The organism is Candidatus Formimonas warabiya, assembly GCF_002777255.1.
GTDB lineage: Bacteria > Bacillota > Dehalobacteriia > Dehalobacteriales > Dehalobacteriaceae > Formimonas > Formimonas warabiya.
In genome coordinates this window covers 2,902,269-2,927,973 of the sequence record NZ_CP017634.1, presented here as the reverse complement: position 1 = coordinate 2,927,973, position 25,705 = coordinate 2,902,269, and the positions used below count along the sequence as shown (strand labels likewise).

Below are 25,705 nucleotides of genomic sequence, written 5' to 3'. Positions count from 1 at the left end.
TTAGCTTTTCTTTTTGGCTGCTGCGCCTTTACTTGCAGGCTTTTTAGGTGTCTGCTTGGGTTCATCCACTTTAACCGTCTCTGAACTTTCATTTTCCTTGACAGGTTGTTCAACACCTTCAGCCTTTTCCTCAATACCACCCGTTCCAAAGATTTCTGCCATTGTCAAATCAGAAGCTGGCATGAGTACACCGCCAACATCCAAAACCTCTTTAGGGTCATAACTTTTAGGGTCTGCATGGGTTCTCATGTCTGAAATGGTCACGCCCGGATATGTCACAATTTCACCTGATTCATCCAACCGCACACCAGCCACATCATAAAACCGCATGAGGGCTATCAGACCTTCAGTATCAATGGAAAATCTACCGCATTTACTCGTTATGACGGTATATTCATCCTCGTCATCATGAGAAACTTTTCTAATGATACTGTAGGTTTTATCACCTTGTTTGCCGGTTTCTACGGCGTTTCTATAATTGCCAACTCCTGACTTAATCTTAAAGTTATGCTGCCCGAACCCTTCAGAATCAGGTACAAGCTCGCCGTCAACGATTTTCAGACCGTTGACCATACCAGCCTTTACAAGCCGCAGTGTTTCTTTGGGAGTTACTTCTTCAAACTCGTAGTGTTCGCTTGCTGCATTAAAGAGCAAAAATCCAGCTATGCGAGTTATACCAAGGTCGAGCCGACAAGCTATATATCTCTTATCCATGTAATATTACCCCTCTCTTTAGAATAATGCTCTAAGATTGATTCAGCCTGACTTTCAGATAGCATAATGGCACATAAACTATCTAAATCGTATATGGCTATCGTTGCTGTGCAAGGAGTCATAGCCGTTTGAAAACTATGCTTGATAGTTTTCTCACCGACAGAATGTAAAACTATTTGACTCCGAGGTTGGCCCAATATTCCAAACAGCTTGAATGTTTGAGGATTGATGTTAACATCCTTTGAGTGCTGTTCCTCCCACAACTCCCAGAGATTAAGAAGAAGCAAATCAGGCACTATCTCCCTGAGCTGCTTTGCTACCAGTCGCTCCATTTCACCAGCCTTTTCCATGAATTGAAAATCTCCTTTCTCAATAAAAATTTTTATTATTTACCAAAACCACCACACTACTTTGCATGTGGCGGAGGAATTGTACCGCTTCTGGAAAAATTTTGCAACAGAAGGATTTATCAACTTAAAAATTTTTTTCTTACAAATTGCTGGAAGGGTAGGTGAGAGCCTATTGATGTAATTTATAGGCCCTGAATAGCCGCTCATGTGCATCATCCGCATACAATGAAATTAATAACTTCAATATTCCATGCTCCCCATAGTTAAACTCTGCAATCAAGATATTTCCTCCATAGACCTCAATCTGCAAATCTCTGTTATATGAATTCTTCTGCTCGTACAAATATCGTAGGAAAGCAATCTCACGAAGACCAGCCCCAAAGGGTGTAAATGTATCTTCTTTGTAAATACAGCCGTATTCTTCCTCTATAAACTTGTCAATAGAATAAGGGTGAGCCATGTGATTCATCACATCCACGAAATGACCAAACTTATCAGTTAAACCAGCCATATTAAGTGCTTGACATATAGCCTTCTCAACGTATTCTGACGGATTATGATTGATTTCCAACACCTGAAACAGTTTAGGGACATCAACACATGTCAGCCTCATTCTGACCGCACCCCACCCAAAGAGCATTTCAAAAGAACTGCCCCTATCAAAAGACTTGAAGTAAAACCCCTCGTCTTCAATGCGTTCCACCGACTCTAATATGTAGAATAAGGCATCAGCTATTGAAATATCAAACTTCACCGCTGGTTTAGTGCTAATCCTATAAAGTAATTCCATTGGTGACAATGCAATCATATGAGCAACAGCGTCATAACTGCCGGATAGAACGCTGTTAATCCAATCGTAAACATCTATCTCTCCACAATCTAAGCCCAAATCTTCAGTGTTAAAAGATTTCAGATACTGAATATATGACCTCATTGAACCTTCAAAAGCATCCTTTCTATTTTTATATATACTTTTGACCTTTATGCCTTTGATAAAATTCACAGTAAACAAATGTACAGGCTCGCCCTGCATGTTATCCTTCTTTTTTTTATCACGTTTCTTCATATCTCCATGCCTCCATATCCTTAAATTTTTCACATCCTCAAAATCACCATTCTCCACATATCAACTGCTTATAAAAATTTCTTTAGGTACTGACCTTGATTTTTGCAACTGTTGAAACTCCAAAACCACTTCTTTACCACTTACTCACACCAGAAATAATAGTATTGAAAAACGCCGGTAGGAGATCAGTACCCCTAATCATAAACCAGTGTTCCGAAAACCCCGACCTGAATCACTAAATCAATTGAATCTCCGTCCAAAATAGATATGTCAAACTCTCCATTAGTGACTGCTTTTGCTAATATATCAACCGTCAATTCCCTTAAACTCAAAAGCAAATCTTCTATGGTCAACCGCCCCATCAGATTATCAACGGTTCTTAATATGATACTGCCGCCTTGCACCTTGAAGTCAGATACCCAGAATAGACAGTCTCCACGTATGAGAGCCTTCCGAAGTATCTCAATTAATCCGTTTCTTGATATGAAAACCTCGTCACAAATGTTGTAATAAATGCTTTGCATGTCCATCACCTCCAAATCCCTATATTTATTGGTCTGGAAGGATACCAGAGAAAAGTAAGGATTGCAACACCCAATTTCCATTTATTATTGAGAAGCCAATAAATCCGACCTGCTTTTGAGCATGAAAAAAGGCTTGAGCAAAACGCCCAAGCCTTTTAACTATTGAATTGTTCTGATTATTGCGCCCCAGGGAAAGTTCCCCAGAATAACGGTCTGTCTATACCGTCCTCAGGATAGTAGTCTATAAAATAGAAACCGCCATCCTGATACCTGTCATCCGCAATCCATTCAATGTAGAAGTTATATATTTTCTGTATATCAGGAATTGTAAAGTACAACTCTTTCCTGATTTCATAGCCTGACAAGGTAAACTGTGAGTCACCTTTAATGACCAATGGAGAGACAGGGGTAGCCCATTCAGGACTGTTATCAAGTTTTATGCCTAATGGTGCTTCTAAAATCCTGTATTTTTTATCTATTGTCAGAGTATTATTGTCAGTGTCATGCACATAACCGAAGTATGGGAACCCATTAAATCCTGCAAAATCTCTAAGCCTCCAGTACCTTTCACCATTGACAGTATAGGTTTCATGGTTTCCGCTGCTTGTTACTGAATAAACTTTATAATCAGCCTGTACAGCATCTTTAGATATTACCTTTGCTGTACCGTCATAACCTTTGTTGGTGTCAATTAATACTGTGCCTGTTGCATTATCATAAGTGACACTGAAATCAATTATTCTCCCTACGTCTCTCAGCATCAAATAATTGGCCCCATCTATTGAGTAGACCAATGGATTCATTCCACCAGTATACGTTGATGTAAATGTTTGCGCTGTCAAACTCGCTGTCTTATTACCAGCTTTAAGAGGAGTCATTTCACCGCCTACGCTCTCATATGGTGTGAATTCCTTCAAATAAACATTGCTTGATATAACCTTGTTTTCAAATTTTCTTTCGCTGTAGACTACATCAAATTGCTTAGATGTGCCATTTAGAATATAGGCGATATCCCGTGCCTTCAAAAAATTACTGTTGTTTACATTGTAAGCAGGTACATTAAATGCTTTTCCATTGACACTGACCTTTGCTGTTGAAGGTATGGCTGTCACTGTCTCTTGAATGTTATCGTTCATATCCTCTGTGCCATCAAGGATACACAAGGTGATACCCGGGCCAGCACTTAATCCAGCAGATACATCTACGAGTTGAAGATATATACTATACATCCCCGGCTCAGACAATACCTTGGTTGTTGTTGTATGAGGTCCATCTTCCACATCACTAAACTCCAGCAGTATTTCTTCCGATGCTTTTGACCCTCTCTCTATGCTGCTGGTGCTATATAATAAAGACCCTCTGGCAATCTCATAGCCAAAAATTTTATCTATTGAACGTGTATTTCCATAGTTTCTTTGAAGTGGGTATAGATAATTCACGTCACCACCATAAAAGGTGACTGTAACAGGCCCTTTTGAAAATAGCATTGTTCCGGACTCTCTTGTTATGTATTCTTTGGTCATACCTGTTTTTGCTGAATAATCCTTTACAGAATAAGCACCGCCTATTTTTATTGTTTCCCTGATGATGTTATCAACCGTTATATATGCGCCTCTGCCAACTATTTCATGTGTTACATCATCTCCCATATCTGGATGGGAAACTATATTCCAGTCAACTTTGTAATTCATAGTGCCATCTGATTGAAGTGTCCTGTTAGTAACATATTGAGGGCAGTCTTTATAAATAGTAGAATTGTGTGATTTAAAATACTCAATGGTCTGTGCCTCAAAGTTGTCCTTATCAATTACTGTTAGATTGCCTTTGGTCAATGGTGCTGCCATAGCCGCCGTACTGAATAAACCTACCAATAGAATTGCCGTTGTAATTGTTGCTAAAATCCTTTTCATTACCTGTCCTCCTTAATTAATCAATGTTAATGGCCTTGCCAATAACTGTTCTTGTACCATTTTCCGTCCTCATGCTGGTCATACGCATGTCTTAAAAAGCTTGGAATATCATCATAGGTGCTATATACGGACTCTGCCGACTTACTAAACGAAGATTTACTTGGAAGAGAGTACATACCTACAACTTTCCACCTGCCGTCCTGCATTGGATAACCAGACTTCTTTTCATAATCGGGTATATCCTCATAGCTGGCGTATAAATCTGCATTGTAATGCCAATAACCATCTTTACTGTCTTTTTCATACTTAGCTACTTTGTCACTTGGAATCTGTTCAGAAAACTCATAAATGTTTACATCTTTTCTCATCCACGTTCCATCTGTGAACCCTATAAACAAATCTTTGCTGTCATCAGGTATGTCTTCATATGAATCATATGAAGCGTATAATGAAAACTCTGTTTTTAGCAAGATGGTATACTCACCTTTAGAGTCCATTTTATAAGTATTTACAGTACTTCCAGCCTTCGTATATACATATTCATGCATGTAATTTCCGTTTTCATCACCAAAATAGCCTACAGAACGCTCTAAAACTCCATCTGGAAGATTACTTGTATTTGGCTCTGATGTTTTTGGTGGCTGCTGCTGTGTCGGCTTTGATGGAACTGGTGTCTGTGCTACTTGCTGTTGCTCGTTAAACATTCCTGCATTATTGCAATATTCCAATTGGGCCAATGTCGTACCTAAGTCAAATAGCATATTATTTAGGAATTCATTGGTTTCCTCTGCCGATAAGCCCAGTTCCTCATTATTTTTCTTAGCTTCATTATAGAAAGCCCATGCTTCTCTAAGTGATAAACCTGATGATAAAATTGAATCTCCTGTTAAGGTTGGGTCTATTTTAGGTTCTTCTTTTGCAGTATTACTAACCGTTTCAGGTGTAGTCTCTGGTAATTGAGTGTTTGCTACATTTTCCTCCTGAGAAGTCATAACCTCATTTTGAGTATCCGCTAAACTATCCTCAACTGGCTCTGCTCTGTTCAGAATACCTACTGCCAGCCCAATACCGCAAATGAGTAATAGACCGGCTACTATCCCTATGACCTTTCTTTTATTGTTTTTAACTTCCAAATGTTCCCTCACTCCTTAAAATATGAATCCTTCCTATTTTTCAATGGGTGTCAAGTTCGTAATCGTCGCTACCACCGCCACCTGAGCCAGAACCGTCTGTAATTACTTGATTACCTTGCCCTCCAGAAAACGAATCAGAATATCCGTCTCCGTCTGAATCAGTGTCAGGTACGTCATTATTGTTAGCTGGTTGTTGATTGCTTGGTTTCTGACCGCCACCTTGATTTCCTTGACTTGGCTCTTGTGCTGATGGCTGTTGAACCGTTTCTATTGTTTCTCCATATTTTTCAATAGCTTCAAGGGAAGTACCCAGCTTTTTAACCATTTCAGAAAGATAATCCTTTAATTGTCCAGATGCTTTCATAACCTCTACCATGTGATAGGCCTCGTCCATGGTAACCCCTGATTCAAGTATGCTATCACCACTGATATCCATTTCTATTGAAGTATCAAGCGACAATTCGTTATATGTAACTTCCAAATCTTCTAAGGTTGCCTTTGCTGTGTCAAGCTCTGTTTGTGCTGTTGAAAGCTCATTTTCTATGCCAGATAAACTTTCCTTTGCCTTACTGTATTGATTCACCAGTATTACAGTTCCTACAATACTGCCAACCAACAGTACCCCGAGAATAGCACTTATAATAACCGTTTTATTCATCATGTGTTTTTCTCCCATTAGTGTGTATCTAGCTCGTAGTCACCTTCACCAGAACCAGAACCGGAGCCATCTGTGACTTCACCATCATTGGTTGTACCGTCTGAATTTTCCAACCAGTCCTTTATGCCGTTGCCGTTTTTGTCATATGCTCCACCCTTAACTATGTTGCCATTGGCATCCACGTCAATTTTCCCATCACCGTCTATGTCTTGACCGCCTGTTGCCTTATTCCAACGGTCTTCTCCACCTGATGGTACATGACCACCTTTCAGGTCACTGTAAGTACCATCATCCTCGTATTTATCTTCAAGCCCATTGTTATTTTTATCAAGGGAACTTCCTTTAATTAGGTTGCCGCTGGCATCATAATCCATGATACCGTCACCATCTACGTCTGTCCCACCTTTATTACTTGAGGTAGAAGGTGTTGCCGTTGCAGGCTTTGAAGGCTGCTGTACAGCCTGTTCCTCTTTAATTTCAGGTTTTGCTGGTTCAGAAACGCTATTATTCCCATTTACTATGTCTGTCTTGGTTTCCTCTGATTGTAGTGTTTCTTTTTCCTTTTGTAGCAAATCCAATTTCTCTTGCTTATTGGCAATCTCTGAATTGATAGAAGCCAGTTCAGAAGTAAAACCAACTAAACTACCCTGTGTATCAGAGATAGTCCCATTGACCTTTACAATCTGACTGTATATGTAGCCATTCACACAAAGACTTCCTATTAAAAGAACACTCAGTACCACAGGTACAATTTTTATATGCCCTTTGCTATTTTCAACTTCCATGTTTCTTCATCAACTCCGTTTTTTATACATATATCGTCTTTTTTCCATTAATTGAGATAAACTAATATACATTATATAACAAAACTCATGTCTTGTCATTAGTAACCTCATACTTATATATCGTGTACTCCTGCGCAATCATTACTTAAAATAATGTTACGAGGTGAGTACACATGCGAGAAATTAAAGAAATGAACCGTATTATTGGTGAAAACATACGTTATATCCGTGAATATACAGGTCATACACAGGAGGAATTAGCCGAAAGTTTAAACATAACACCCAACCACGTTTCTTCGATTGAACGTGGTGTCAGTGGTGCAAGCACAAGGATTATCAAAGAAGTTGCAGAATTGTATTCAATTTCTACTGATTTCTTATACTTTGGAAATTTGCCTGATAAACCTGTTGACCCACTTATTGAGAGGTTGAAAAGGGTAAAGCCCGAGTTACGACCACCAATCAATGAAGTACTTACAGCTATGTTAAAAGCCTTAAAAATTCAAGAAGGTGATGAGCAATAAAAAAGCAAGTACAAAATAAATTGAACTTGCTTTTTGTATTAAAACTATTCAGTTGGGTATATTCCTTTAACCGCCATTTATAATTCTTTATTAAGTATAAATTGACGATAGAGTAGAGGAGATACCATGATGTTTCCCCCAATAGAAATGTCACAGGCAAATTACCTTTGACATTTCTTATTTTTGTATGGTCATATAAACAAACAAAGTCTTGCTTTCTGGCTGATATTCAAGTTTCTCTGCACATTTAGGGCATAAGGCCTGTAGACAACCTCTATCATTTTTACACAGTTCAGCAAACATAGAGCCACATTCAACACATACCGAATATGAATTTTCTTCATACTGGTCTACCAAGCCATATATTACTGTGTTCAAATTTTCATTTTCAGAATCACCTATGTCTACCTGCAATCCACCGTACTTTTCTTTAATTCCATGTATTTTAAGGTTTTCTATTGGCTCGTTGTAATTGTCGTAGGCTATCTCAATTTCTTGCATGAGTTGTATAACTAAATCATGCCAGCCCTTTTTATATCCAGTCCCAGCCTTTATTAACTCTCTCCATGGATTCTTTGATAAATCCAAATGAGAATACTTTTCCTTCAGAGTTTCATCAATAAACTTGTAACTGCCCATACCGCACCTCCAATATAAAATAATCAAATAGGGAATACCCCCCTATGGTTTTATGCTTTCTGGCTCATTAAGTATGCGAGATAGGGTTAACTTATGGTGTTCGTTTAGATTTTCAACAGAAATATGATTGACAATTAGTTCCCACCATAAAGTTCGGTCTATTGAACAATCACCACATGTTCTTGGCGATACGACAGTAAACGACCCCATCACGGGTGGATAGTCCCAACCGTTATTGTAAGCCTCTTCGCTATCAATCACTTCCTCAAGTCCACAAACTTCACATATGTGTTTTAATATCATACCTCACCCAGCTCCTTTCAATGCTCGTCCGTTTCGCTATATTATTTCTTCTACTGTAAAATCATCATTACCGCATAGCCCTTTATTTTTGCACATTATATCCCACTTATCATAATGTTTTAACCCTAATCTTGCTAAGATATTAGGCACATCTTCCCGACCTTCAGGCGGAACTCTCTGTATAACAAAAGAAGGATAATGATTTCTCACATAAAATCTACGAGGTTTAATCTCCATATCAATACCTGCTATTGTATCGTCACAGCCGCTTTTAAAATAGTCATCCCAAAGAACTTCAATGACATATTCTATTTCAGTAGCATCATTCATTCTCTCTGTTATAATGGCAATTTTATTGCCATGCCAAAGTATGAATGCCTTTCGTTCTGTTATTTCTCCATGTAATTTGCTTTTAAAAACATTGTTCTGTATTTTCATAATATCATAACCCCGCTTTCTCCAATATTGGAGAGTGAGGTTAACCTATTTTCAATGAAATTGCAATAGCCAACCGTATAAACTACCTTCTTAATTTTCCCTATCTCCAAAACCCACATTTTTCACATACCCATGCATAGATGATTTTTACCCATTGTACCGACTGTTTTTATAGACTGTAGAAACTGAATTTTACCCTTTTCATTATTTAATCAGAAACCAATTTTATTTTATTGAAATGCTGATAGGGGAATGATGGCCTTTATGTATGGCTGAAATTGACCTGTGCTGCTCCGCACAAATAAACCGCTTTTTGCAAATGGTTGTTTCCCATGCCTGACCCTTTTTAATTATGATGGCGCCGGATCCTCACGCTCACTTTTCCTTCACTGTTGAATTGAGAGGAAACCCATGGTTGCCTTCCAACTTGCTCACTGTCCATTGCCTTCATCTATAAATTGAGCCAAAATATCCTCATTGTCCTTATAGTTCACAGGCTGTTCCACATACTCCTGACTTTCAAGAATCCCATAGGCCTTGATTTTTTCTTTTATGATATTGCCGGTTATAAAACCACCCTCATAAACGCAATCTTTAATATCGCCCTCGTTACCGTCCATTGCTTCACTTGTAGAAATGACTTTATCCTGATAAAGGCCATACCAGTGACTGTTTATATTAACGAGCTGACCTGAATACTTCGTTTCCCATGGAGACCTCATTTTCTCCCAGACCTCCTCCATAGGTTATTTACACTGATACCACGCTTACGGCAATAATCCTCGTATTCCTTTTTCCTGTTATAGATGGTTTTCCTGCTGATACCCAGTTCAGCACATATTTCATTGTCAGTTAAACCTTTGCTCTGCAATTCCAGTATTTTAGAGATAGTAACAGCATTGTTTCTCTGAATTCTTCCACTGATGTTTTTATCTCCAAGAAGCCTTATTAATTTATCTTTTAGACTTTGTTTCTCATTCAAAAGCTGGCTATGGCTCTCAACCAGTTCTTTGTATTTGACCGCTAAACTATCTGCGCTTGCTAGTTTCTTTTTGAGTACAGCCGTCTCTTGTTGAAGCTGGTTGTAGCTCTCAACCAGCTTATTATATTCAACCAATAAACTACCCTCGTCTGCTAATTTCTTTTCAAGCCTATCCTTATCATTTAATAAGGCACTAATTGAAAAGTACATAGACTTTAACAGGGTATCCTTGTCATACTTTTGTAAATGCTGCTGTAATACTTCATACTTCTCTGTGTTGTCGTTTTTTGCTTTGGGTATCCATATTTGAATTTCATTTGATAACAAACGGTGAGGCATGACCTTTCCTCCAATCCTGCTGAATTGCCTGATGTGTAAAGGACGCTTTCAATTTACACATCTTTATACTTCTTAATAAACAGTAAGTAGTTTTGTACGCTTGTTTTTGTGTAAAGGACGCTCCTAGCTTACACATTTAGCCGGTCAACCATTTCATCCTTATGTTTATCATTGTGTAAAGGCTGCTCATTGTTTACACATTCAGTCCTTCAGCCATTTCAGACCAATGCTGGCTTTTGTGTAAAGGACGCTCATGTTTTACACATATAACTGTAGCCATTAAATAATAAAAGACAACCACCCAATCCTCCTTATGATAAGGGGAAATGGTAGGTTGCCTTCTTGCCTTGTCCCTTGATAAACTAATAAACCTCTAATTGTATATGTTGAAAGCCCTGTGCTTAAAGGAACTGGCTGACCCTGATATGAGAGAAAACCTATGGTAGCCTTCATTTACCCTCTGTCCATAAAGCCCAATTATTCAAAGCCTTCTATTAAACAATACTGACCAGCCTTGTCCTTAAAAGGGAACTGGAACCATAGCCTTCCTGCCTTGCTCTGGTTAAACTGAACAGAGCCTTCCAGCCTTCAGACCGTCCAAACAGTGAGCCTTCCACCATCCATACCTTGTTTGCCTGCTAAACTGCTAATTGACCATTACTTTGAGCCGCCGTATAAACACAATTTTTCCATTAAACACAACTTTAGCACATGGAGATATCCCAATTTACCCATTGATTAATTTTATACTCCAGCATGTAATTTCCTCAATCCTCTAATTGATATTCAAATTTTATAACTGAATGGTATGGAAGTTTTGTATTATTGTTTGCAGCCTTACTTTATGGTTAGCCAGCATTTTGATTACTTGAATAGATTGACCTTTGAACAGGGAACAGTAGGACAGAGCCTTGTTAAGGAATATGGGACAGTTAGAACAGAGCCTTCCTGCCTTCCTAGTTTCCTTTGAACAGTCGAAACTATTGGAACAGGTGAATGGTTGAGTGGTACATGGGAAGCCCCACAGACCCCAGGTATCCTGATGGGCTTTGTCTGAACCCTTTAAACCTCTTAAACCTCACCATGCTTCAAATCACAATCGCCTTGGCTCTGTTTTAATGTATCCGTCTGCTCAATAGGAAAGTCCAGCAGGTCAGAAGCCCATTGGTATAAATCTCATGACATAGATTGCAATACATTGGCATTGCTCTCAACTCCTTTGACATTTTCTACAGTTTATCAAAACTATATAACAGACATAATATCTACTTTCCCAGATTTCAAAACACTTCAACAGTTGGTTCAATGTCTTAATTAGGTTAGTCAAATTTTTCCTCATTTTGTTTAGCTTGCAATTATAATAACAAATAAGCCTACTTGGTAGGACGGTGACAAAATCTTTAAAGCATATTAACAGAAAAAGAGAGTAGGGGGGATAACCCTACTCTGCATAGTGTAAAAATTGATTTAATCTTCCTTAGATAGTTCTTTTGCAATTACGTCCAAGAAACTTTTGAGCAGAAAGTACAATTTTATAATGACGATTACTGTCAGCACAAATAGGACTGTCATTACACCTAAGATGTAATAGAAGACACCGCCCATGACTATGCCTCCTGCAATGCTGCTGTTTCAGCAAATTTTCCAAGCCCATGTAATTTTTCGTAGCGTTCCACCGTTCTATAAAAGGTGTTTGTTTTCAAGTTCAAGAGGGTTTTTGCTTCAACACCCTTTATTTCCCGAGCCTTCCAGCGAGAATAAATATTTGCAAATTTTGACATATCAACCTCAACAGGTTTTCGTCCTTTATACACGCCTTTTTTCTTGGCTTCTTCAATGCCCTGGCGTTGCCTTACCTCTTTTCTTTCAAGTTCTTGCTGTGCAAGGGTAGAATAGACCTCAATTAACAGGTTCGTGACCAATTCAAGTATTAAGTCCTGCTCCTTGCCTTCAGCATCATACAAGGTGCTGGGTATATCCAATGCACGAAGTTTGACACCCTTACTTTTTAAGAATTCCAGTTCAGCCTTGATACCAGCCTTAGTCCTTCCAAGCCTATCTAGCTCGCTTACCACCAGCTCATCACCAGACCTCAAAATCCTTTTAAGGATTGACCACTCCGGCCTGTCATATGTCTTGCCCGTAATCTTATCACGAAACACATTTTCTGCTGGTATGTCGCCAAAATGCTTTTGAATATTTGTGGTTTGCCTGTCTGTTTTTTGTTCCTTGTCCGAAACTCTCTCATATGAATATCTTGCCATTTCATTTATCATTCCTTTCCTTTACAATTCCTTTCTTGGGTGGTGGATTGTACCTGAAATTTTAATGAAAGGCAAGGATTTTTCAACTTTTTCAACTAGTCAATATAAAGTAATAAAAAATAACCATTTCTCTAGGGTACACCCAGAAGGAACATTTTTTGACCTATCCCAGAGCCCCTTAAATCATTTCAATAGGGTATCAAATCCCATTTTCAAACATTTCATTTATGATTGACACCCTATTGAAAGAGAAACAAGGTGTCCAAAATACTGGACACCTCGAAACTTCAGCTAGATAGGGGACTGCAATATAAAATCAGTCAACCTATCTGAATAATATTTTTCACACTACCATATTGAAGTATTTCATATTCGTTGCGGTCATTTGTGTAAGCTATTACATCATCAATACTGATGTTTCCCATGTAAACACCTATATTATTACCTTTATAACCTCGTCTACAATAGTCAGTAAAGAACAGCGCCATATTTATATTTGTTGTCCACGATACAGAGCGGTCAGGGTTTTTTGATAATACTCCACCCCTATACACAACAATGTTTCCTGTTGAATCTGCCAAAGTCTTAATGTCATCTGCATAAGTGCTAGGTCTATATTTCTTAATAGCCCTGACATATTTAGCTAAGTTCTTTGAATGATTTGAACGCATATACACATCCAGTACAATATCATATCTCTGGTCTTTTGGAATGCTACTATAAAAAATCCCAAGTAGTTCCGCCGCACTATACTGATTCTCTAAAGGAGTGTTTCCCACATAATCAAAGCATTCTCTTACATAGTTGTCTTTTATACATGCTCTCACTCCACGTAATTGACCTTCTAATGTTGTAAAAAAATCCTCATTATCTTCAATGATTGATACCATTTCATTGACCTCCATAATGTATTTGTATATCCACAAAGAGCAACCAATTTTTAATTGGCTGCTTTTTGTGGCAACAGTGGCAACAAACTACCTTTTCTTGTTACTTCTATTCTTAAAAGGATTAGCCGGATATGACTTCTTATAAGTACAAACATCAGGCCTTTGTTCTGATGGTATGACCTTTATCTGCATATCCTGCTGCTCCCTGACCATAGCTTTAATTTCAGTCTCATGCTTAAAGACATAAAATCTCTTAGGGTCTTTGGCTCCAGGTATTCGTTTTGACTTTTGATATCTTAGTTTTTCTCCCTCATCAGCACGCAGAATGTCATGAACAGCCAGTAATTTAAGTAGTTCCCGTGGTTTATAGCCAGCTTCATATGCAACTCTCTCAAATGCTTTCGTGTTCAGCACATAATCTTCACAATCAAAAGGAATGAAATCCTCATGATTAACGTCATTGATATCACGTAACGATTCAGCTACTCTAACTATCAGTTTATATGCCTCAGGCAAAGTATATTTTTCTTGTATTTTACCGACAGGAAGTTCCTTATAGTGCTTTCTTAGTGTACAATAAAGCGTCACATAATCAATGTCCATGTCACCTTCACAAAATTTTCTTAAGACCTCCAAGCATTTTGCGTTCTTTAGCCAAATAGGAGAGCCTGCTTCATGGATTGTAAAATAGTTTGACTTATCAAAAAGGCCATCCTGTGGTACGTTTATCGGTTTTGAAAGCGTCCCATCCGGGTATTCAACAAGTAATAAAAGATTTCCCTCTTTTGTTGCTTGTTCTTGGATAAATGCTGCATAAACATAACCTTCACCCTCGCTACCGTAGACCCTCGCCATCCTGTGCCTTAAATCAAAAGCTCTCTCTAGTATTCCAGCCTCCAGAGCTTCAGATTCTTTTGCACTTTTTGCCATCCCATCATATAGTGCCATATTTCTCTCTTTAGTTGTACGTTTAGGTATACTCGGTGCTGATTCTTCTTTCTTTTGAGTTTCAACCACATCTGTCGACGGTTTAGTAGTCAAAGGAATGTTATTCTCCTGACCATTAATCCCACCTGCATTTTCTAACAGCTGATTGAAGTTACCAATGTTCTCACTCATAATTCCAACGTCCTCCTTAATTTTAATGTTTTACACTATCCAATACGCATAGGCATCCAGCCATAGGTTAAGGGGTAATAACTAAGTGATTATCTATGGTTTGAATGTTCTAATAGAGAATATCCACACGCCTGTAACACACGGTCTAAAGACAAAACAACCGTAATTCATGTCCTAATGGACAACGATTACGGTTGTTTTCTAATGATGTTATTTATTTTTATAATGTCTTAATGTAAAACCCTGCTCTAATAAAATAATTGGGAAGTTAATAACAGATGAGATATTTGATGTTTATATATGTCCGTAAACTTTCTTGCTGTAGGATTTACTTCGCTCCTAAATTGTGGTAAAATATATCAAGTAACTTAATATTGGTAGTCCACAGTTTAGGTTCGAGTCCTAACCTCTCGACCTCTGTTATGAGTATATATTTCATCTTAGATATTGTAGCAAGAGTGGTAATGTCTAAGGGAATAGGCAACATCATTGACATGTACAAGCTTAAAGAAATCAGTAGAAGGATGGTGTCAGTTATGAAAAATGTATTTATGGCAGTTATAGCTCTATGCGTGGCATGTCGGGAGTGTGGTGTAACTGGATAGCACAGGTTTACATATGTACCGCATAGAGCTAACCCAAAAATGCAGCACTTCTTCGGGGAGTGCTTTTATTTATTAAAAGTATTAGATGGAGGGGTAATGGTGAACAGAAAAAGCATATTAGATAGGTGTCTGGCTTATATATCACATGAAAACCTATCAAAATTGGACTATATATTTGAATATGACAAAGTCGGTATAGCCAAACAGTTTATAAAGGATACTATGGAATTAGACCCCGAAATTCAGCCTTTTGAAGATATTAAAAAGAATGTCTGTTACATTGTAAGTCACATGAGAATTGAGTTTCCAGACAATGAGGCAGAGTTTTATAACACAGTTTTCAACAGGCTGCTGTTTTTAGAAGGATTACCAAGGAATGAGTATGAAATTTTAAATAATAAGGTACAGGGGTTATACCAAAAGATTAATAACATAAAAGCACAAATCCAAGCCAAAGAAACCCAGATTAATACAAAAGAACATGAGAACGAAAGACTTTTTGAGGCTTTAGAAAGGAAGATAAATAAGCTCAGAAATAAATGCCAATCATTTAAAAATGAACTACAGCAAAAGGAAACGATTGCAGTTGAGATATTCCCAAAACTTGACTATGAAGGCAGAAAATGCAGGCATTATAAGCAGTTGTTAGATGTGGAATTAATTGAAATACAGAGCATTGATTTAAAGAAAAAGGCTTTGTCAATCTGCTCTCGTATAGCGTCTGACGACAACAACTACAAGTATTACATATCTTCTTTAGAGGATAGTGAAGCTGTATTTCTGCCTGATTGTGATTACAGTATATCAGTGAAATTTGCTAAAGAGATGAATGAATTTATTGGGAAGTTCGATAAATTTACTTTTGATGAAGAAGCGTTTAAAAAAGCCAGCGCAGAATATCCATACCACTCCAATATTATTGAGACCCTAAGGAATAACTCAATTGTAGCGTATAAAGACTTTTTAGCAAGGTATATTCAAGAAAAGAATATCTGTGATTATATAATTAAAAATGTTAAAAATAACCACGTTATTAATAAAAGACTTGATGTACTGAAAGGAGCTTTAGAAAACTATATAAGCAAGCAATATTTATCGTTTGTAAATGTTGCGGCTATACAAATTGAAGGTATATTTTATGATTATTGTTTTGAAATGGACATTCAGCCTAAAAAGCTGAACTCATTTACTATAAATACAAAATTGGACAGATTACACGATAAACAGGTCTTTAATGCCTATGAGTACTTTGCATTTGACTTTCCTTTGATAAGGAATAAAGTCGCACATGGTTTACTAACTAATGGAGAAGATATAATTGAAATTGAAAAGATAGCCCATGAAACCCTTTTGGATTTACAATATTTAGTTTACATATTTCAAACAAACAAAAAATTTCCTTATAGCTCACCTTTAGAGTTTATCGAATCATATAAGAACTCAAATAGAAATGGATATTCTTTCCATGCAAGAATAAATAATACCGACCCCAAAGATGAATGTCTGTATTCTCATATAAAAAGCTATAGAAATAATATTACACCACATGACCCCTTGAACAATTTACAATGGATACTAAATCCGATGTATGATGAAGTATACTATTTTTATGAAATATCTAAAGAACATGAAGAAACAAGAAATCGCCTGTTAAGCTGCGACTTTATCCAATTTATTGGTGACAAAATGAACAAGCATCTCACTCCGATAGGTCTTACTTCACATGATGAAGGAATTGTTGAAGAACTTGAAACATGGGTTCAGCTATTTCAACCTATTATATGTTATTGCAAGGATAATAATATTAGTGAAGAAGTTTGTAAAAAGGTTATCAGCCTCAAAGAGCTAACCGAGAATAATATTAAATGTTATAAGCAAAGAGGCTATTCTACAAGAAAATAGGGAGAATTGTGTAAAAAGAGCCTTGTAGAACCCATTTGAAATATCAAGGCTCTGGTTCTAGTAACCGTTTTGCCACCAATGACAAGTTCATCATAGTAGACAAGTCAGCTATACCCAATAGATAGGAAAACAGGCTTATCTTCAAGCCGTGCTTTCTCAAATGCTTCCTCTCCCCACGGATACCAGTTCACCGGATTATAAGCATGTTGCAGCAGATAGGGAGATTTTTCATTGATTAACCTATTGGGTATTTTCTTTTGATTGTCCACATGACCACCTCCTTTCATAGCAAAGGACGTACCTACAATTGCACATACGTCCAGGCTAATAGCTTATTTGAAATTGATTTTTATTCTAATATCGTCTCCATTTTTGTACCATATTATACTTTCCAGAGGGTACAGTATCACGCACTTTCATAATGCTGTATAGGTATCATTCCAAAATGCGCACGATGCCCTGCCCACCATCAACAATGACCTTATCCCCTGTTCTAAGTCTTAAAGTGGCGTTACCGCATCCCACAACAGCAGGAATGCCAAGTTCTCGTGCTACTATAGCAGCGTGGGACAGCGGTGCTCCTACGTCTGTAATGACTGCTGCAGCTCTAGGGAAAAGAGGAGTCCAACCTACATTAGTTGTTGTAGCAACCAGGATTTCACCCGGTTTAAGCTTTTCACTTTCTTCGGGATTCGCCAGAATACGTACGATCCCTTCAACTTTGCCCGCTGCTCCCGCAAAGCCCCTTAATGTTTCGGAATCGGAGGCAGTTTCAATTGGTGCAATGGAATCGTAGTAATCCATTCTTCTATTCGGGTCCTTGACCCATTCGAAAGGATTGAACCGTCCCCGGATGATTGTCGGAAATGGCGGCAGTGCTTTATATTTTTCATAGTTTTCTTTTCTGGCCGGGATATTCTGTACTTTCGCATTTCTATCAGACAGGAGGTCTTTCACTTCATTAATATAAAGGAAAAAAACATTTTCTCCTATTTCTGTAAGCTCGCCCGCCTTGAGTGCAAAGGTTCGGACAACCCTGAATACCCTTACAAACTCCGAGCGTGCCGCCTCTCTGATACGGGCACCTTCCGATGCTTTTGCCATTTGTTTCTCAAGCCATTTTACCTTATTAGGAAAACGTTCCCCAAATCTCCTCCAGGCGGCCTCATATTGAGTATGCTGCTTCTTTAGAAGTTCATCTGCATCCGTATCTGACTCTTCAAATTCCTTGATCTGCCTTTCCAGCCAGTTTGCATCCTCCGAAGGGTCCGGTATGGATAGTTCAAACTCGTGGGGACCCCGATGACCATTCTGCTTAAAATACTCCTCACGGCTCATCTCTCCTTTAAGAACCTTGGAGATGCCCATGACGGGCCCAAGGCTGGCCAGCTCTGAATTCCCCCTTAGGTTGGATAGAAGGGTGTTGGCATCTTCAGTTCCTACCAGCTTTGTGAGCTTTTTACTCAATGTTAAGGCAAGTACAGCTTTACTGCCGCTTACGATCAGCCCCCACCATGCCTTTGCATTATAGGGCTCAAGCTCATGCTTCCATAAGTCCAGCAGTTCTTCCTTGGTGTTTATTTTCTTAATGGCTTCCTTCGTCCTTCTGCACCAATCCGGCGTATCCTGAATAGATTGCGACAGGCTTTTTGAAATCTCCCGATTCTTTTTCAAGTAATATTTGATTCCCGGTAACATTGCTTTTATTACATCCATTCTTGAAAATGGATAGACTGGAATTGTTAACCCTTCCGGTATCTGGCCGAATACTTCCCCGAGAATTCTTAAGCCTAATTTTGAACTTCCATACAGTGCAGTGATAGCAGATAATCTTTGACTTATATTCGAGTATATTCTTCCGTAAATATTGCCCGACCACAAATAATACCCTGGTACAAAACCGGATTCAATATCCAAAGCCCGTACTAAACTCCAGGTAAGCGGTGTAACAACATCAGGGATTGCCTCTCCCACATTTGTATTTACCCAAAGGGCATCTCTTTCTAAGCTCTCATTTATTTCATAGGTATCCAGATTTCCTGGAGTCAATGTCGTTATTGGTCTTGCCTGTAAAAGATACAATTTCCCTCTTGCCACTGTCCATTCAATATCCTGGGGACTTCCCAGTTCCCTCTCAAGCTTGGCCGCATATTGATACAGGTTAACGGCATATTTCTTAAACTCATCAGGGCCATCATATTTTCCCTTCGGTCTGCTTAATTTAAAGTTATATGCATTTGCTTCCCCGGAAACAAGCTGTTCTCCCAATCCATGCACATAATTGCCTATCATGTTTGCGAAACTCCCTGTTATAGGATCGGCAGTAAACAAAACCCCTGAGATTTCAGATGGCACCATCAACTGAATAACTATAGCAATTTGATGAGATTGATCGATACCTTGAACAGAGCTGTATGCTTTTACTCTCTCCGACTGCCTCGATCTAAAAACCGCATATATGGCTTCCTGTAACTCTTTATCCGTTCTTACATTGAGAACAGTTTCAAATTCCCCTGCAAAGGAGGCTTGGGACGAGTCTTCACTTAAAGCAGAGGACCTCACAGCGAATAGTGCTCCTTCTTTATCCCTTCTTATTGTGTTAAGAAAAACCAGTATCTCGTTCCAGGCTTTCTCATTCAGCTTTTCTTCCTGAAAAGCCGATGGCAAAATAACAAAACCCTCCGGCACCGGATATCCACCCTGGAACATCCTAGCCAGCATACCGCCTTTTCCGCCTGCAAAGGTCTGAAGCTCGGGAGTCAACTCTTTAAAGCTTTTTACCATATTTATCATAAAAGCATCCCTTTCTACTTTGCAATTCCAAATCGAATCATTGAAAGAAAGCTGTTCCTCTCCTCAAGAAAGTCTTGAAGATACCTTTCTTCCAAATCATCGTTAATCTTTATATCTGATAAATACTTGTTATCGAAATAATCCAGCGTAAGCATGACCAATCTGAAAGCCTGCTCACGATTCACGCCTTCTCTGAGAGAAACCTTTTCGAATAAACGCTTCCATTCCTTTTCATTATTAGCAAGCAACACTCCATACTTTTCTTGAATCTCCATTTTAAGTTCATCCGGTGTCGTATAAAAAGCTTCTCTTATAATCCTCATTAAGTCGGGATTGCTTTTATAATAATGGAATTTGATAATACTTGATTTTTCTTTGGCTTCAAAAAAATCCTGGTTTTCCAATAGGGTATCAAAGCCCATTTCAATCCTTCCTTTTTCGAAGCATCTATCTAAAACACTGAAATACAATTCTTTCTTGCTCTTAAAATGGTGAAAGATCAGTGCTTTGGATATGCCGGCCTGTTCCGCCAGCATCGTGGTGGAGGTATTTGCATATCCATGGCGGGCAAACACATCAAAGCAAGCTTCCAAAATTCGTTCTTTATCGTAAAGCTGTAAAGGCATGGGGTTTACCTCCTAATATTTTATACTAACCATCGGTCAATATAATAATAGCATTTTAGTGATCATCGGTCAACATGATTTTTATTACTTATGTATCGTGTGTATCGTGGTAGTAATAAAAAAGCACCTTAAGCTGAGAACTTAAAGTGCAACATTATCTGGAATAACAGGTTTGTAACTTTTGCCACCAGTGACAAACTGATTTCTGTAACCAATATCGCAAGAGTACCCAATGCTTAGGAATATAGGCTTATCTTCTTTTTTCGCCTTGTCGAAGGCTTCTTCACCCCATGGGTACCAGTCAACTGGGTTGTATGCGTGTTGCAAAAGATAAGGACTCTTTTCAGTTACTAAGCAATTGGGTACTCTCTTTGAGTTAGTCATTTTATCACCTTCCTTCATAGGTACAATAATTTAGTATACCCCAAAAAATAAAGGATACCACTTTTATAACAGCAGTATCTTCCATTTTATTTAAACACATTTCCTTAAATAAAGCCTTTACATACTCTTCCAAACCATCTTTGCCTAATTTTCTTTCCAATCTTTGCAGGAAGTTGACAATAATGATCGAAGTAAAAAATGTTTTGGAAACGAAAAGCCTTGAGCGTTGCCCGCAAGCCGGAATTGCGTTCGTAAGCGTCTATGATACAAACCAAGCTGTAACAACAGGAGCATGAAATGAAAATAAAGGGTAATCTGGTAAAAATACTGCTGATGCTGCTGATTATTATTTTATCAGCTTTTTTTCTATCTACGGTAGCTCTGAAACAATCAAATAATCGGACGGAAAGTCCATCGCTCCAACATGGGACTCTTGATCTGGCCGATTGGAATCGCACGCAGAACGGGCTCATTAACCTCAGCGGTTTTTGGGAATTCTACTGGCAACAGCTGCTTAATTATGATGATCTTTATGACAGTAACCGTAAGCCTGACTTGATGGCTGAAGTGCCCCGGGTGTGGAATACTTACCGAATCAACGGACAAAGCCTGCCCGGCTTCGGGTATGCAACCTACCGGCTGAAGATAAAAAATGCGCCGCTAGGACAGGCATTGGCTATCAGAATGCCTACGGTTTCTACCGCTTACAACCTCTACATAAACGACCGGTTGATTGCCTGCAACGGTAAGGTCGGCTCCGACCGGCAGCATTTTATGCCGGAATACCGCCCTGTTTTGGCCGAATTCACCCCGCCTTCAAGGGACTTCGATATAATTCTCCAGGTTGCAAACTTTTCCTATGCCCGGGGCGGTGCATGGTATCCTGTTTTTATGGGCTCAGTTCCCCAAATAGTTGAGTATGATAAAATCATCGCCTATAAAGATTTGTTTTTGGTTGGGGCATTTCTCATCATGATGCTTTACTATCTCTGCATTTTTCTCATGCGCAAGGAGGACAGGACCAGCTTATACTATGTACTGATGTGTCTGATGGCCATCGGCAGGACAGTTATATACGGTGATTATATCATAAACAGAATAATTCCCGGGGCCGGATATCATGTTATCGTCACCATAGACTACGTCTCTCTGGTCTGGTTTCCCGTAGCATTGGTATTGCTGATAGGAGAATTGTTCCCGAAACAAACTTCATCGAAGCTAAAAAGAGTATTTACGGTTTATGCCGCTTTAATGTCGCTGTTTATTATATTTTTTCCTATTTATATGTATACCAGCCTGTCATATCCCATTGAGGGTGTGGTGCTGGCAATAGTTGTTTATACAGTCACATGCAGCGCGAGAGCCTTCCAAAAGAATAAAGTGGATTCGGTAATTATATTAATCGGCACTTTAGTTGCCGTACTGGCAGGAGTCCATGATGTTCTTTACCAAAATAATATAATTTCCTCCAGCTTCGGGGAATTTATCACTTTTGGGTTTCTTATATTGCTTTTTCTGCAAGCCTTTGTCCTGGCGAAACGATTATCAAAGGCATACGCTGACGCCACACTGCTGTCGGAAAAACTAATGAAGCTTGACAAAATGAAGGATGAGTTTCTGGCCAACACATCTCATGAACTGAGAACACCCCTCAATGCTATGATAAATATCGCGGAAAGCATATCCCGGCAAGCGGATGGAACCATAAATAAAAGACAAAAGACTGGTCTGGAGATGATTATAAGTAATGGGAAACGCCTTTCTAACCTGATAAATGATATTTTGGATTATTCAAAACTCAAGAATTACGATTTACACATGAACTTGGAGCCTGTCAACCTGAAACGCATGGTTGATAGCGTTATGAATGTATTCGCCAGATCAAATAAGAACGAGGTGCAAATGATAAATGATATACCGGATGGCCTTCCGGATATTTACGCGGATGAGAACAGGTTGATCCAGATACTGTACAATTTAATGGGAAATGCTGTAAAATTTACGGAAAATGGATACATAAAGGTAACAGCGGCTCAAGCGGGAGAGATGGTGGAAATTTGTGTAGAGGATACAGGAATTGGCATTGCTGAGGACCAGTTTGACATAATATTTGAATCCTTCCGGCAAATTGAAGATTCCCTTACCAAAAGGAGTGGAGGCACGGGACTGGGGCTTTCCCTCAGCAAATATCTGGTTGAAGCCCATGGCGGTAAAATACGGGTCGAATCAAGGGTTGGAACTGGTTCAAGATTCTATTTTTCGATACCTGTTTCTACGAAAGCCGCACCGGAAAAACTGATGCAGTATGCAACCGCATCAGCCGAAATAGCTGCTTCAGTATACAGAGAGACCTATCTTAACAGCTTCCCGTTCCGGCATAAAGGAGATGGCCCCCATATTATGCTGGTGGACGATAATGAGGCCAATCTGATGTCCTTATCCAGTATTTTGATAATGGAAAACTATTCGGTTACAGCAGTTACTTCCAGTAAGGAGTTCTTTGCCGAATTCGGAAGGATGAAAGAATGGTATCTGGTCATTCTGGACGTAATGCTGCCCGGACTGTCAGGCTATGTGATATGCCGTGAAATCAGAAAACAATTTTCCATTTCCGAACTGCCGATATTGATGCTGACTGCCAGGACGGCCGCACCGGATATCGTGATGGGGATGGAAGCGGGAGCCAACGATTACCTGGCCAAACCTTTTGATACCGAAGAGCTTCTGGCCAGGGTGAGAACACTGGTTGAACTAAAAAAGACCGTGGACCAAGCAATCAAGGCGGAAACTAAATTTTTGCAGGCCCAGATACGTCCTCATTTCATTCACAATGCTCTGAATACCGTGGTATCCATATCCCGTAGCGATGCTGACCGGGCCAGAAAACTGCTGGTTGAATTCAGTCGTTATTTAAGAAACTGTTTTGATTTCAGGGAACTTGAGGAAGTTGTACCCATTGAGAGAGAGTTGAGCCTTGTCCGTTCCTACATGGAGATTGAAAGAGCCCGCTATGGAGAGATGATTAAGGTCGACTATGAGGTGGAGGAAGCATCCTTCACCCTTCCCCCGCTGATCCTTCAACCGCTGGCTGAAAATGCGGTCATGCATGGATTGCGGACCAAACCGGAAGGGGGCCGCATCCTGATTTATATCAGCAGGGATGATCATGTTATAAAGGTGGGTGTAAAAGATGACGGTGTCGGGATGTCTCCGGAAAAATTGGCTGATGTTCAAAATGAATACAGAAGCAGCCGGGGGATTGGACTCTATAATATAGACGGGCGATTGAGAAAGATGTACGGAAAAGGGCTGACCATAACAAGTTCGGAAGGTAAGGGGACTGAAGTTTATATGGAAATCCCCTTGGAAATATAGTGCGAAAAACCGGCATAGGAGGTAATGGCGGATGCTGCAGGTTTATATTATTGATGATGAGCTGCCGGCCTTGCAGGAATTGGGGTATTTGCTGCGAGGCTACCCGGAACTGGCCGTCGGCGGAATGTTTAAAAATCCGCTGGAGGCCATGAAAAAAATGGAACAAGATAAACCGGATGTGGTTTTTTTAGATATCGATATGCCCAATATAAACGGTATTGAACTGGCGCTTAAGCTGCAAGAACTTTATCAGGGCGTTGTTATCGTGTTCGTTACCGCTCATGCGGAATTTTCCCTGGAAGCCTTCCGCACCTACCCACTGGATTACATACTAAAGCCGGTTGATGAAGATCGTTTTCATCAAACCATCCGGCACATGCTGCAACAGCACAGGCTACGGCAGACCGGCAGCCGCAAACAAAGTACCATATCGCTGCGTTGTTTTGGCAAGCTGGAGCTTTCCCGGGAGGGTGAAACCAGAGAGATAATGAAGCTAACCAACCGCAAAATGAGAGAACTGTTTGCCTACCTCATTGTTCACTTTGGACGGGAAGTCAGCCGCAAAGAACTGATTGATGTGTTGTTTGAAGGGGTTGAGGATAAAAAAACCATTAATCATTTGCATGTTACCGTTTACAACCTGCGCAATATGCTGGAAAGTTTTGGCGTTGACCGTTCCCATTTGCTCATCCGGGAAAGCTATACTTTGGAGGTAGCACCGGGCATTTGTGATTACATCGATTTTGTAAACTTCATAAATACCCATGCGTTCCTGGATGCAGGGAATGTACAGGCGGCGGAGCATCTGATTGAGAGCTATCAAGGACCGTTTCTGGGTGGAGAAGATTATATATGGGTAATGGAGACGTGGAACTGGCTGGATAGACGTTTTGAAGCATTGTTGTTCCAGTTGTCGGCTTATTATCAGGCACGGGGTCAAAACAGTGGAGCCGAACGCCACCTGAAAAGGTTGCTGGAAATCAATCCGTGGTCAGAAGCTGCGCATCAGGCCTTGCTGGATCTCTACATGCAGCCCTCCAAAGCCGCCCGGTATTGCCGGCAATACGAGATATATGCCCAAATGCTGGAGAAAGAGCTGCAGGTGGAACCTGAAGAAAAGTATCAGGTTTTTTATCGCCGCTATTCCAGAAGAAAGCAACAGTCATAACGAAGCATCCGATCCCGTTGATTGAATATTCCCGGCAGGAATGGCCGGCAGTATTATGTTAAGGTAATCTTAATTATTAGAAAAAAACATCTGAATATATATCAGTTCAGCGATTAAATCCCGCAAACCACGGTTTATAAAGGGCACTGAAAAATCCCCGTTTTTAGAGACGGGGATTTCTCAGTGCATAAATATGCGTTGTAATTTTCGTAGG

21 protein-coding genes and 2 pseudogenes are annotated in these 25,705 nt (G+C 39.4%); 4 read left to right on the top strand and 19 right to left on the bottom strand.

The genetic code is table 11. The features are described from left to right. The 8 genes from DCMF_RS13465 to DCMF_RS13430 all read right to left on the bottom strand — a co-directional run bounded on the left by DCMF_RS13465 (window position 1) and on the right by DCMF_RS13430 (window position 7,140). Window positions 1-714 (bottom strand): hypothetical protein, encoded by a 714-nt coding sequence (locus DCMF_RS13465; protein ID WP_148134891.1) that lies wholly within the window; start codon window positions 712-714, stop codon window positions 1-3. Then, window positions 696-1,064: a DUF960 family protein gene (locus DCMF_RS13460; RefSeq protein ID WP_148134890.1), complete on the bottom strand. Its 369-nt coding sequence runs from the start codon at window positions 1,062-1,064 to the stop codon at window positions 696-698. Before DCMF_RS13460 ends, DCMF_RS13465 begins: the two co-directional genes overlap by 19 nt. 169 nt (window positions 1,065-1,233) lie before the next feature. Beyond that, window positions 1,234-2,130, bottom strand: a complete 897-nt coding sequence (locus tag DCMF_RS13455; RefSeq protein WP_148134889.1) for a hypothetical protein — start codon at window positions 2,128-2,130, stop codon at window positions 1,234-1,236. A 194-nt stretch (window positions 2,131-2,324) separates the two neighbouring features. Next, on the bottom strand, window positions 2,325-2,654 hold the full coding sequence (locus tag DCMF_RS13450; RefSeq protein WP_148134888.1) for a hypothetical protein: 330 nt from the start codon (window positions 2,652-2,654) through the stop codon (window positions 2,325-2,327). 176 nt (window positions 2,655-2,830) lie between these two features. Beyond that, entirely contained in the window at window positions 2,831-4,564 is a 1,734-nt protein-coding gene (locus DCMF_RS13445; protein WP_148134887.1) for a hypothetical protein, read from the bottom strand. Between the two features lie 26 nt (window positions 4,565-4,590). Further along, window positions 4,591-5,697, bottom strand: coding sequence for a hypothetical protein (locus DCMF_RS13440; RefSeq protein ID WP_148134886.1), 1,107 nt, complete (start codon window positions 5,695-5,697; stop codon window positions 4,591-4,593). Between the two features lie 40 nt (window positions 5,698-5,737). Beyond that, window positions 5,738-6,358 (bottom strand): hypothetical protein, encoded by a 621-nt coding sequence (locus tag DCMF_RS13435; protein ID WP_148134885.1) that lies wholly within the window; start codon window positions 6,356-6,358, stop codon window positions 5,738-5,740. A gap of 14 nt (window positions 6,359-6,372) precedes the next feature. After that, a complete protein-coding gene (locus DCMF_RS13430; protein WP_148134884.1) occupies window positions 6,373-7,140 on the bottom strand; it encodes a hypothetical protein in 768 nt (255 codons plus the stop codon). Window positions 7,141-7,313: 173 nt separating this feature from the next. Here DCMF_RS13430 and DCMF_RS13425 point away from each other — a divergent pair, with 173 nt between their 5' ends. Further along, a complete protein-coding gene (locus DCMF_RS13425) occupies window positions 7,314-7,664 on the top strand; it encodes a helix-turn-helix domain-containing protein (protein WP_148134883.1) in 351 nt (116 codons plus the stop codon). A 177-nt stretch (window positions 7,665-7,841) separates the two neighbouring features. Here the strand turns inward: DCMF_RS13425 and DCMF_RS13420 are convergent, their stop codons facing one another. The 7 genes from DCMF_RS13420 to DCMF_RS13385 all read right to left on the bottom strand — a co-directional run bounded on the left by DCMF_RS13420 (window position 7,842) and on the right by DCMF_RS13385 (window position 14,638). Then, complete coding sequence (locus DCMF_RS13420; protein WP_148134882.1) at window positions 7,842-8,303, bottom strand: hypothetical protein; 462 nt, start codon at window positions 8,301-8,303, stop codon at window positions 7,842-7,844. Between the two features lie 339 nt (window positions 8,304-8,642). Next, window positions 8,643-9,044, bottom strand: coding sequence for a hypothetical protein (locus DCMF_RS13410; protein WP_148134880.1), 402 nt, complete (start codon window positions 9,042-9,044; stop codon window positions 8,643-8,645). Window positions 9,045-9,475: 431 nt separating this feature from the next. Then, complete coding sequence (locus DCMF_RS13405) at window positions 9,476-9,766, bottom strand: hypothetical protein (RefSeq protein WP_214659329.1); 291 nt, start codon at window positions 9,764-9,766, stop codon at window positions 9,476-9,478. Next, window positions 9,763-10,365 (bottom strand): helix-turn-helix domain-containing protein, encoded by a 603-nt coding sequence (locus DCMF_RS13400; protein ID WP_148134878.1) that lies wholly within the window; start codon window positions 10,363-10,365, stop codon window positions 9,763-9,765. The genes DCMF_RS13405 and DCMF_RS13400 overlap by 4 nt, the downstream gene beginning before the upstream one ends. A 1,607-nt stretch (window positions 10,366-11,972) precedes the next feature. Further along, complete coding sequence (locus tag DCMF_RS13395) at window positions 11,973-12,641, bottom strand: recombinase family protein (RefSeq protein ID WP_148134877.1); 669 nt, start codon at window positions 12,639-12,641, stop codon at window positions 11,973-11,975. A gap of 308 nt (window positions 12,642-12,949) precedes the next feature. Next, window positions 12,950-13,519, bottom strand: coding sequence for a hypothetical protein (locus DCMF_RS13390; RefSeq protein ID WP_148134876.1), 570 nt, complete (start codon window positions 13,517-13,519; stop codon window positions 12,950-12,952). An 87-nt stretch (window positions 13,520-13,606) separates the two neighbouring features. Beyond that, window positions 13,607-14,638, bottom strand: coding sequence for a hypothetical protein (locus tag DCMF_RS13385; protein WP_148134875.1), 1,032 nt, complete (start codon window positions 14,636-14,638; stop codon window positions 13,607-13,609). 701 nt (window positions 14,639-15,339) lie between these two features. On the opposite strand from DCMF_RS13385, the gene DCMF_RS13380 reads away from it, so the two are divergent. Beyond that, window positions 15,340-17,145: a hypothetical protein gene (locus tag DCMF_RS13380; protein WP_148134874.1), complete on the top strand. Its 1,806-nt coding sequence runs from the start codon at window positions 15,340-15,342 to the stop codon at window positions 17,143-17,145. A 107-nt stretch (window positions 17,146-17,252) separates the two neighbouring features. Here DCMF_RS13380 and DCMF_RS13375 read toward each other — a convergent pair. From DCMF_RS13375 to DCMF_RS13360, 4 genes and pseudogenes are all read right to left on the bottom strand, one after another. Then, window positions 17,253-17,432: pseudogene (locus DCMF_RS13375) on the bottom strand (DUF255 domain-containing protein); the annotation flags it as partial. Between the two features lie 148 nt (window positions 17,433-17,580). Next, complete coding sequence (locus DCMF_RS13370; protein ID WP_148134872.1) at window positions 17,581-19,938, bottom strand: PEP/pyruvate-binding domain-containing protein; 2,358 nt, start codon at window positions 19,936-19,938, stop codon at window positions 17,581-17,583. Between the two features lie 14 nt (window positions 19,939-19,952). Beyond that, complete coding sequence (locus DCMF_RS13365) at window positions 19,953-20,564, bottom strand: TetR/AcrR family transcriptional regulator (protein ID WP_148134871.1); 612 nt, start codon at window positions 20,562-20,564, stop codon at window positions 19,953-19,955. Window positions 20,565-20,759: 195 nt separating this feature from the next. Continuing rightward, window positions 20,760-20,948 (bottom strand): annotated as a pseudogene (locus DCMF_RS13360) (DUF255 domain-containing protein); the annotation flags it as partial. A 297-nt stretch (window positions 20,949-21,245) separates the two neighbouring features. Here DCMF_RS13360 and DCMF_RS13355 point away from each other — a divergent pair. Together DCMF_RS13355 and DCMF_RS13350 are read left to right on the top strand one after the other, a co-directional pair. Further along, the gene (locus DCMF_RS13355) at window positions 21,246-24,323 is read left to right on the top strand and encodes an ATP-binding protein (RefSeq protein WP_148134869.1); all 3,078 of its coding nucleotides are present in this window, start codon (window positions 21,246-21,248) and stop codon (window positions 24,321-24,323) included. 31 nt (window positions 24,324-24,354) lie between these two features. Then, on the top strand, window positions 24,355-25,491 hold the full coding sequence (locus tag DCMF_RS13350; protein ID WP_148134868.1) for a response regulator: 1,137 nt from the start codon (window positions 24,355-24,357) through the stop codon (window positions 25,489-25,491). Window positions 25,492-25,705: the final 214 nt, after the last annotated feature.

Bases quoted from the DNA above. Each gene is read 5' to 3' on its own strand.
- DCMF_RS13465 (WP_148134891.1), bottom strand. From the start codon at position 714: ATGGATAAGAGATATATAGCTTGTCGGCTCGACCTTGGTATAACTCGC.
- DCMF_RS13460 (WP_148134890.1), bottom strand. From the start codon at position 1,064: ATGGAAAAGGCTGGTGAAATGGAGCGACTGGTAGCAAAGCAGCTCAGG.
- DCMF_RS13455 (WP_148134889.1), bottom strand. From the start codon at position 2,130: ATGAAGAAACGTGATAAAAAAAAGAAGGATAACATGCAGGGCGAGCCT.
- DCMF_RS13450 (WP_148134888.1), bottom strand. From the start codon at position 2,654: ATGCAAAGCATTTATTACAACATTTGTGACGAGGTTTTCATATCAAGA.
- DCMF_RS13445 (WP_148134887.1), bottom strand. From the start codon at position 4,564: ATGAAAAGGATTTTAGCAACAATTACAACGGCAATTCTATTGGTAGGT.
- DCMF_RS13435 (WP_148134885.1), bottom strand. From the start codon at position 6,358: ATGATGAATAAAACGGTTATTATAAGTGCTATTCTCGGGGTACTGTTG.
- DCMF_RS13430 (WP_148134884.1), bottom strand. From the start codon at position 7,140: ATGGAAGTTGAAAATAGCAAAGGGCATATAAAAATTGTACCTGTGGTA.
- DCMF_RS13425 (WP_148134883.1), top strand. From the start codon at position 7,314: ATGCGAGAAATTAAAGAAATGAACCGTATTATTGGTGAAAACATACGT.
- DCMF_RS13420 (WP_148134882.1), bottom strand. From the start codon at position 8,303: ATGGGCAGTTACAAGTTTATTGATGAAACTCTGAAGGAAAAGTATTCT.
- DCMF_RS13410 (WP_148134880.1), bottom strand. From the start codon at position 9,044: ATGAAAATACAGAACAATGTTTTTAAAAGCAAATTACATGGAGAAATA.
- DCMF_RS13405 (WP_214659329.1), bottom strand. From the start codon at position 9,766: ATGAGGTCTCCATGGGAAACGAAGTATTCAGGTCAGCTCGTTAATATA.
- DCMF_RS13400 (WP_148134878.1), bottom strand. From the start codon at position 10,365: ATGCCTCACCGTTTGTTATCAAATGAAATTCAAATATGGATACCCAAA.
- DCMF_RS13395 (WP_148134877.1), bottom strand. From the start codon at position 12,641: ATGATAAATGAAATGGCAAGATATTCATATGAGAGAGTTTCGGACAAG.
- DCMF_RS13390 (WP_148134876.1), bottom strand. From the start codon at position 13,519: ATGGTATCAATCATTGAAGATAATGAGGATTTTTTTACAACATTAGAA.
- DCMF_RS13385 (WP_148134875.1), bottom strand. From the start codon at position 14,638: ATGAGTGAGAACATTGGTAACTTCAATCAGCTGTTAGAAAATGCAGGT.
- DCMF_RS13380 (WP_148134874.1), top strand. From the start codon at position 15,340: ATGGTGAACAGAAAAAGCATATTAGATAGGTGTCTGGCTTATATATCA.
- DCMF_RS13370 (WP_148134872.1), bottom strand. From the start codon at position 19,938: ATGATAAATATGGTAAAAAGCTTTAAAGAGTTGACTCCCGAGCTTCAG.
- DCMF_RS13365 (WP_148134871.1), bottom strand. From the start codon at position 20,564: ATGCCTTTACAGCTTTACGATAAAGAACGAATTTTGGAAGCTTGCTTT.
- DCMF_RS13355 (WP_148134869.1), top strand. From the start codon at position 21,246: ATGAAAATAAAGGGTAATCTGGTAAAAATACTGCTGATGCTGCTGATT.
- DCMF_RS13350 (WP_148134868.1), top strand. From the start codon at position 24,355: ATGCTGCAGGTTTATATTATTGATGATGAGCTGCCGGCCTTGCAGGAA.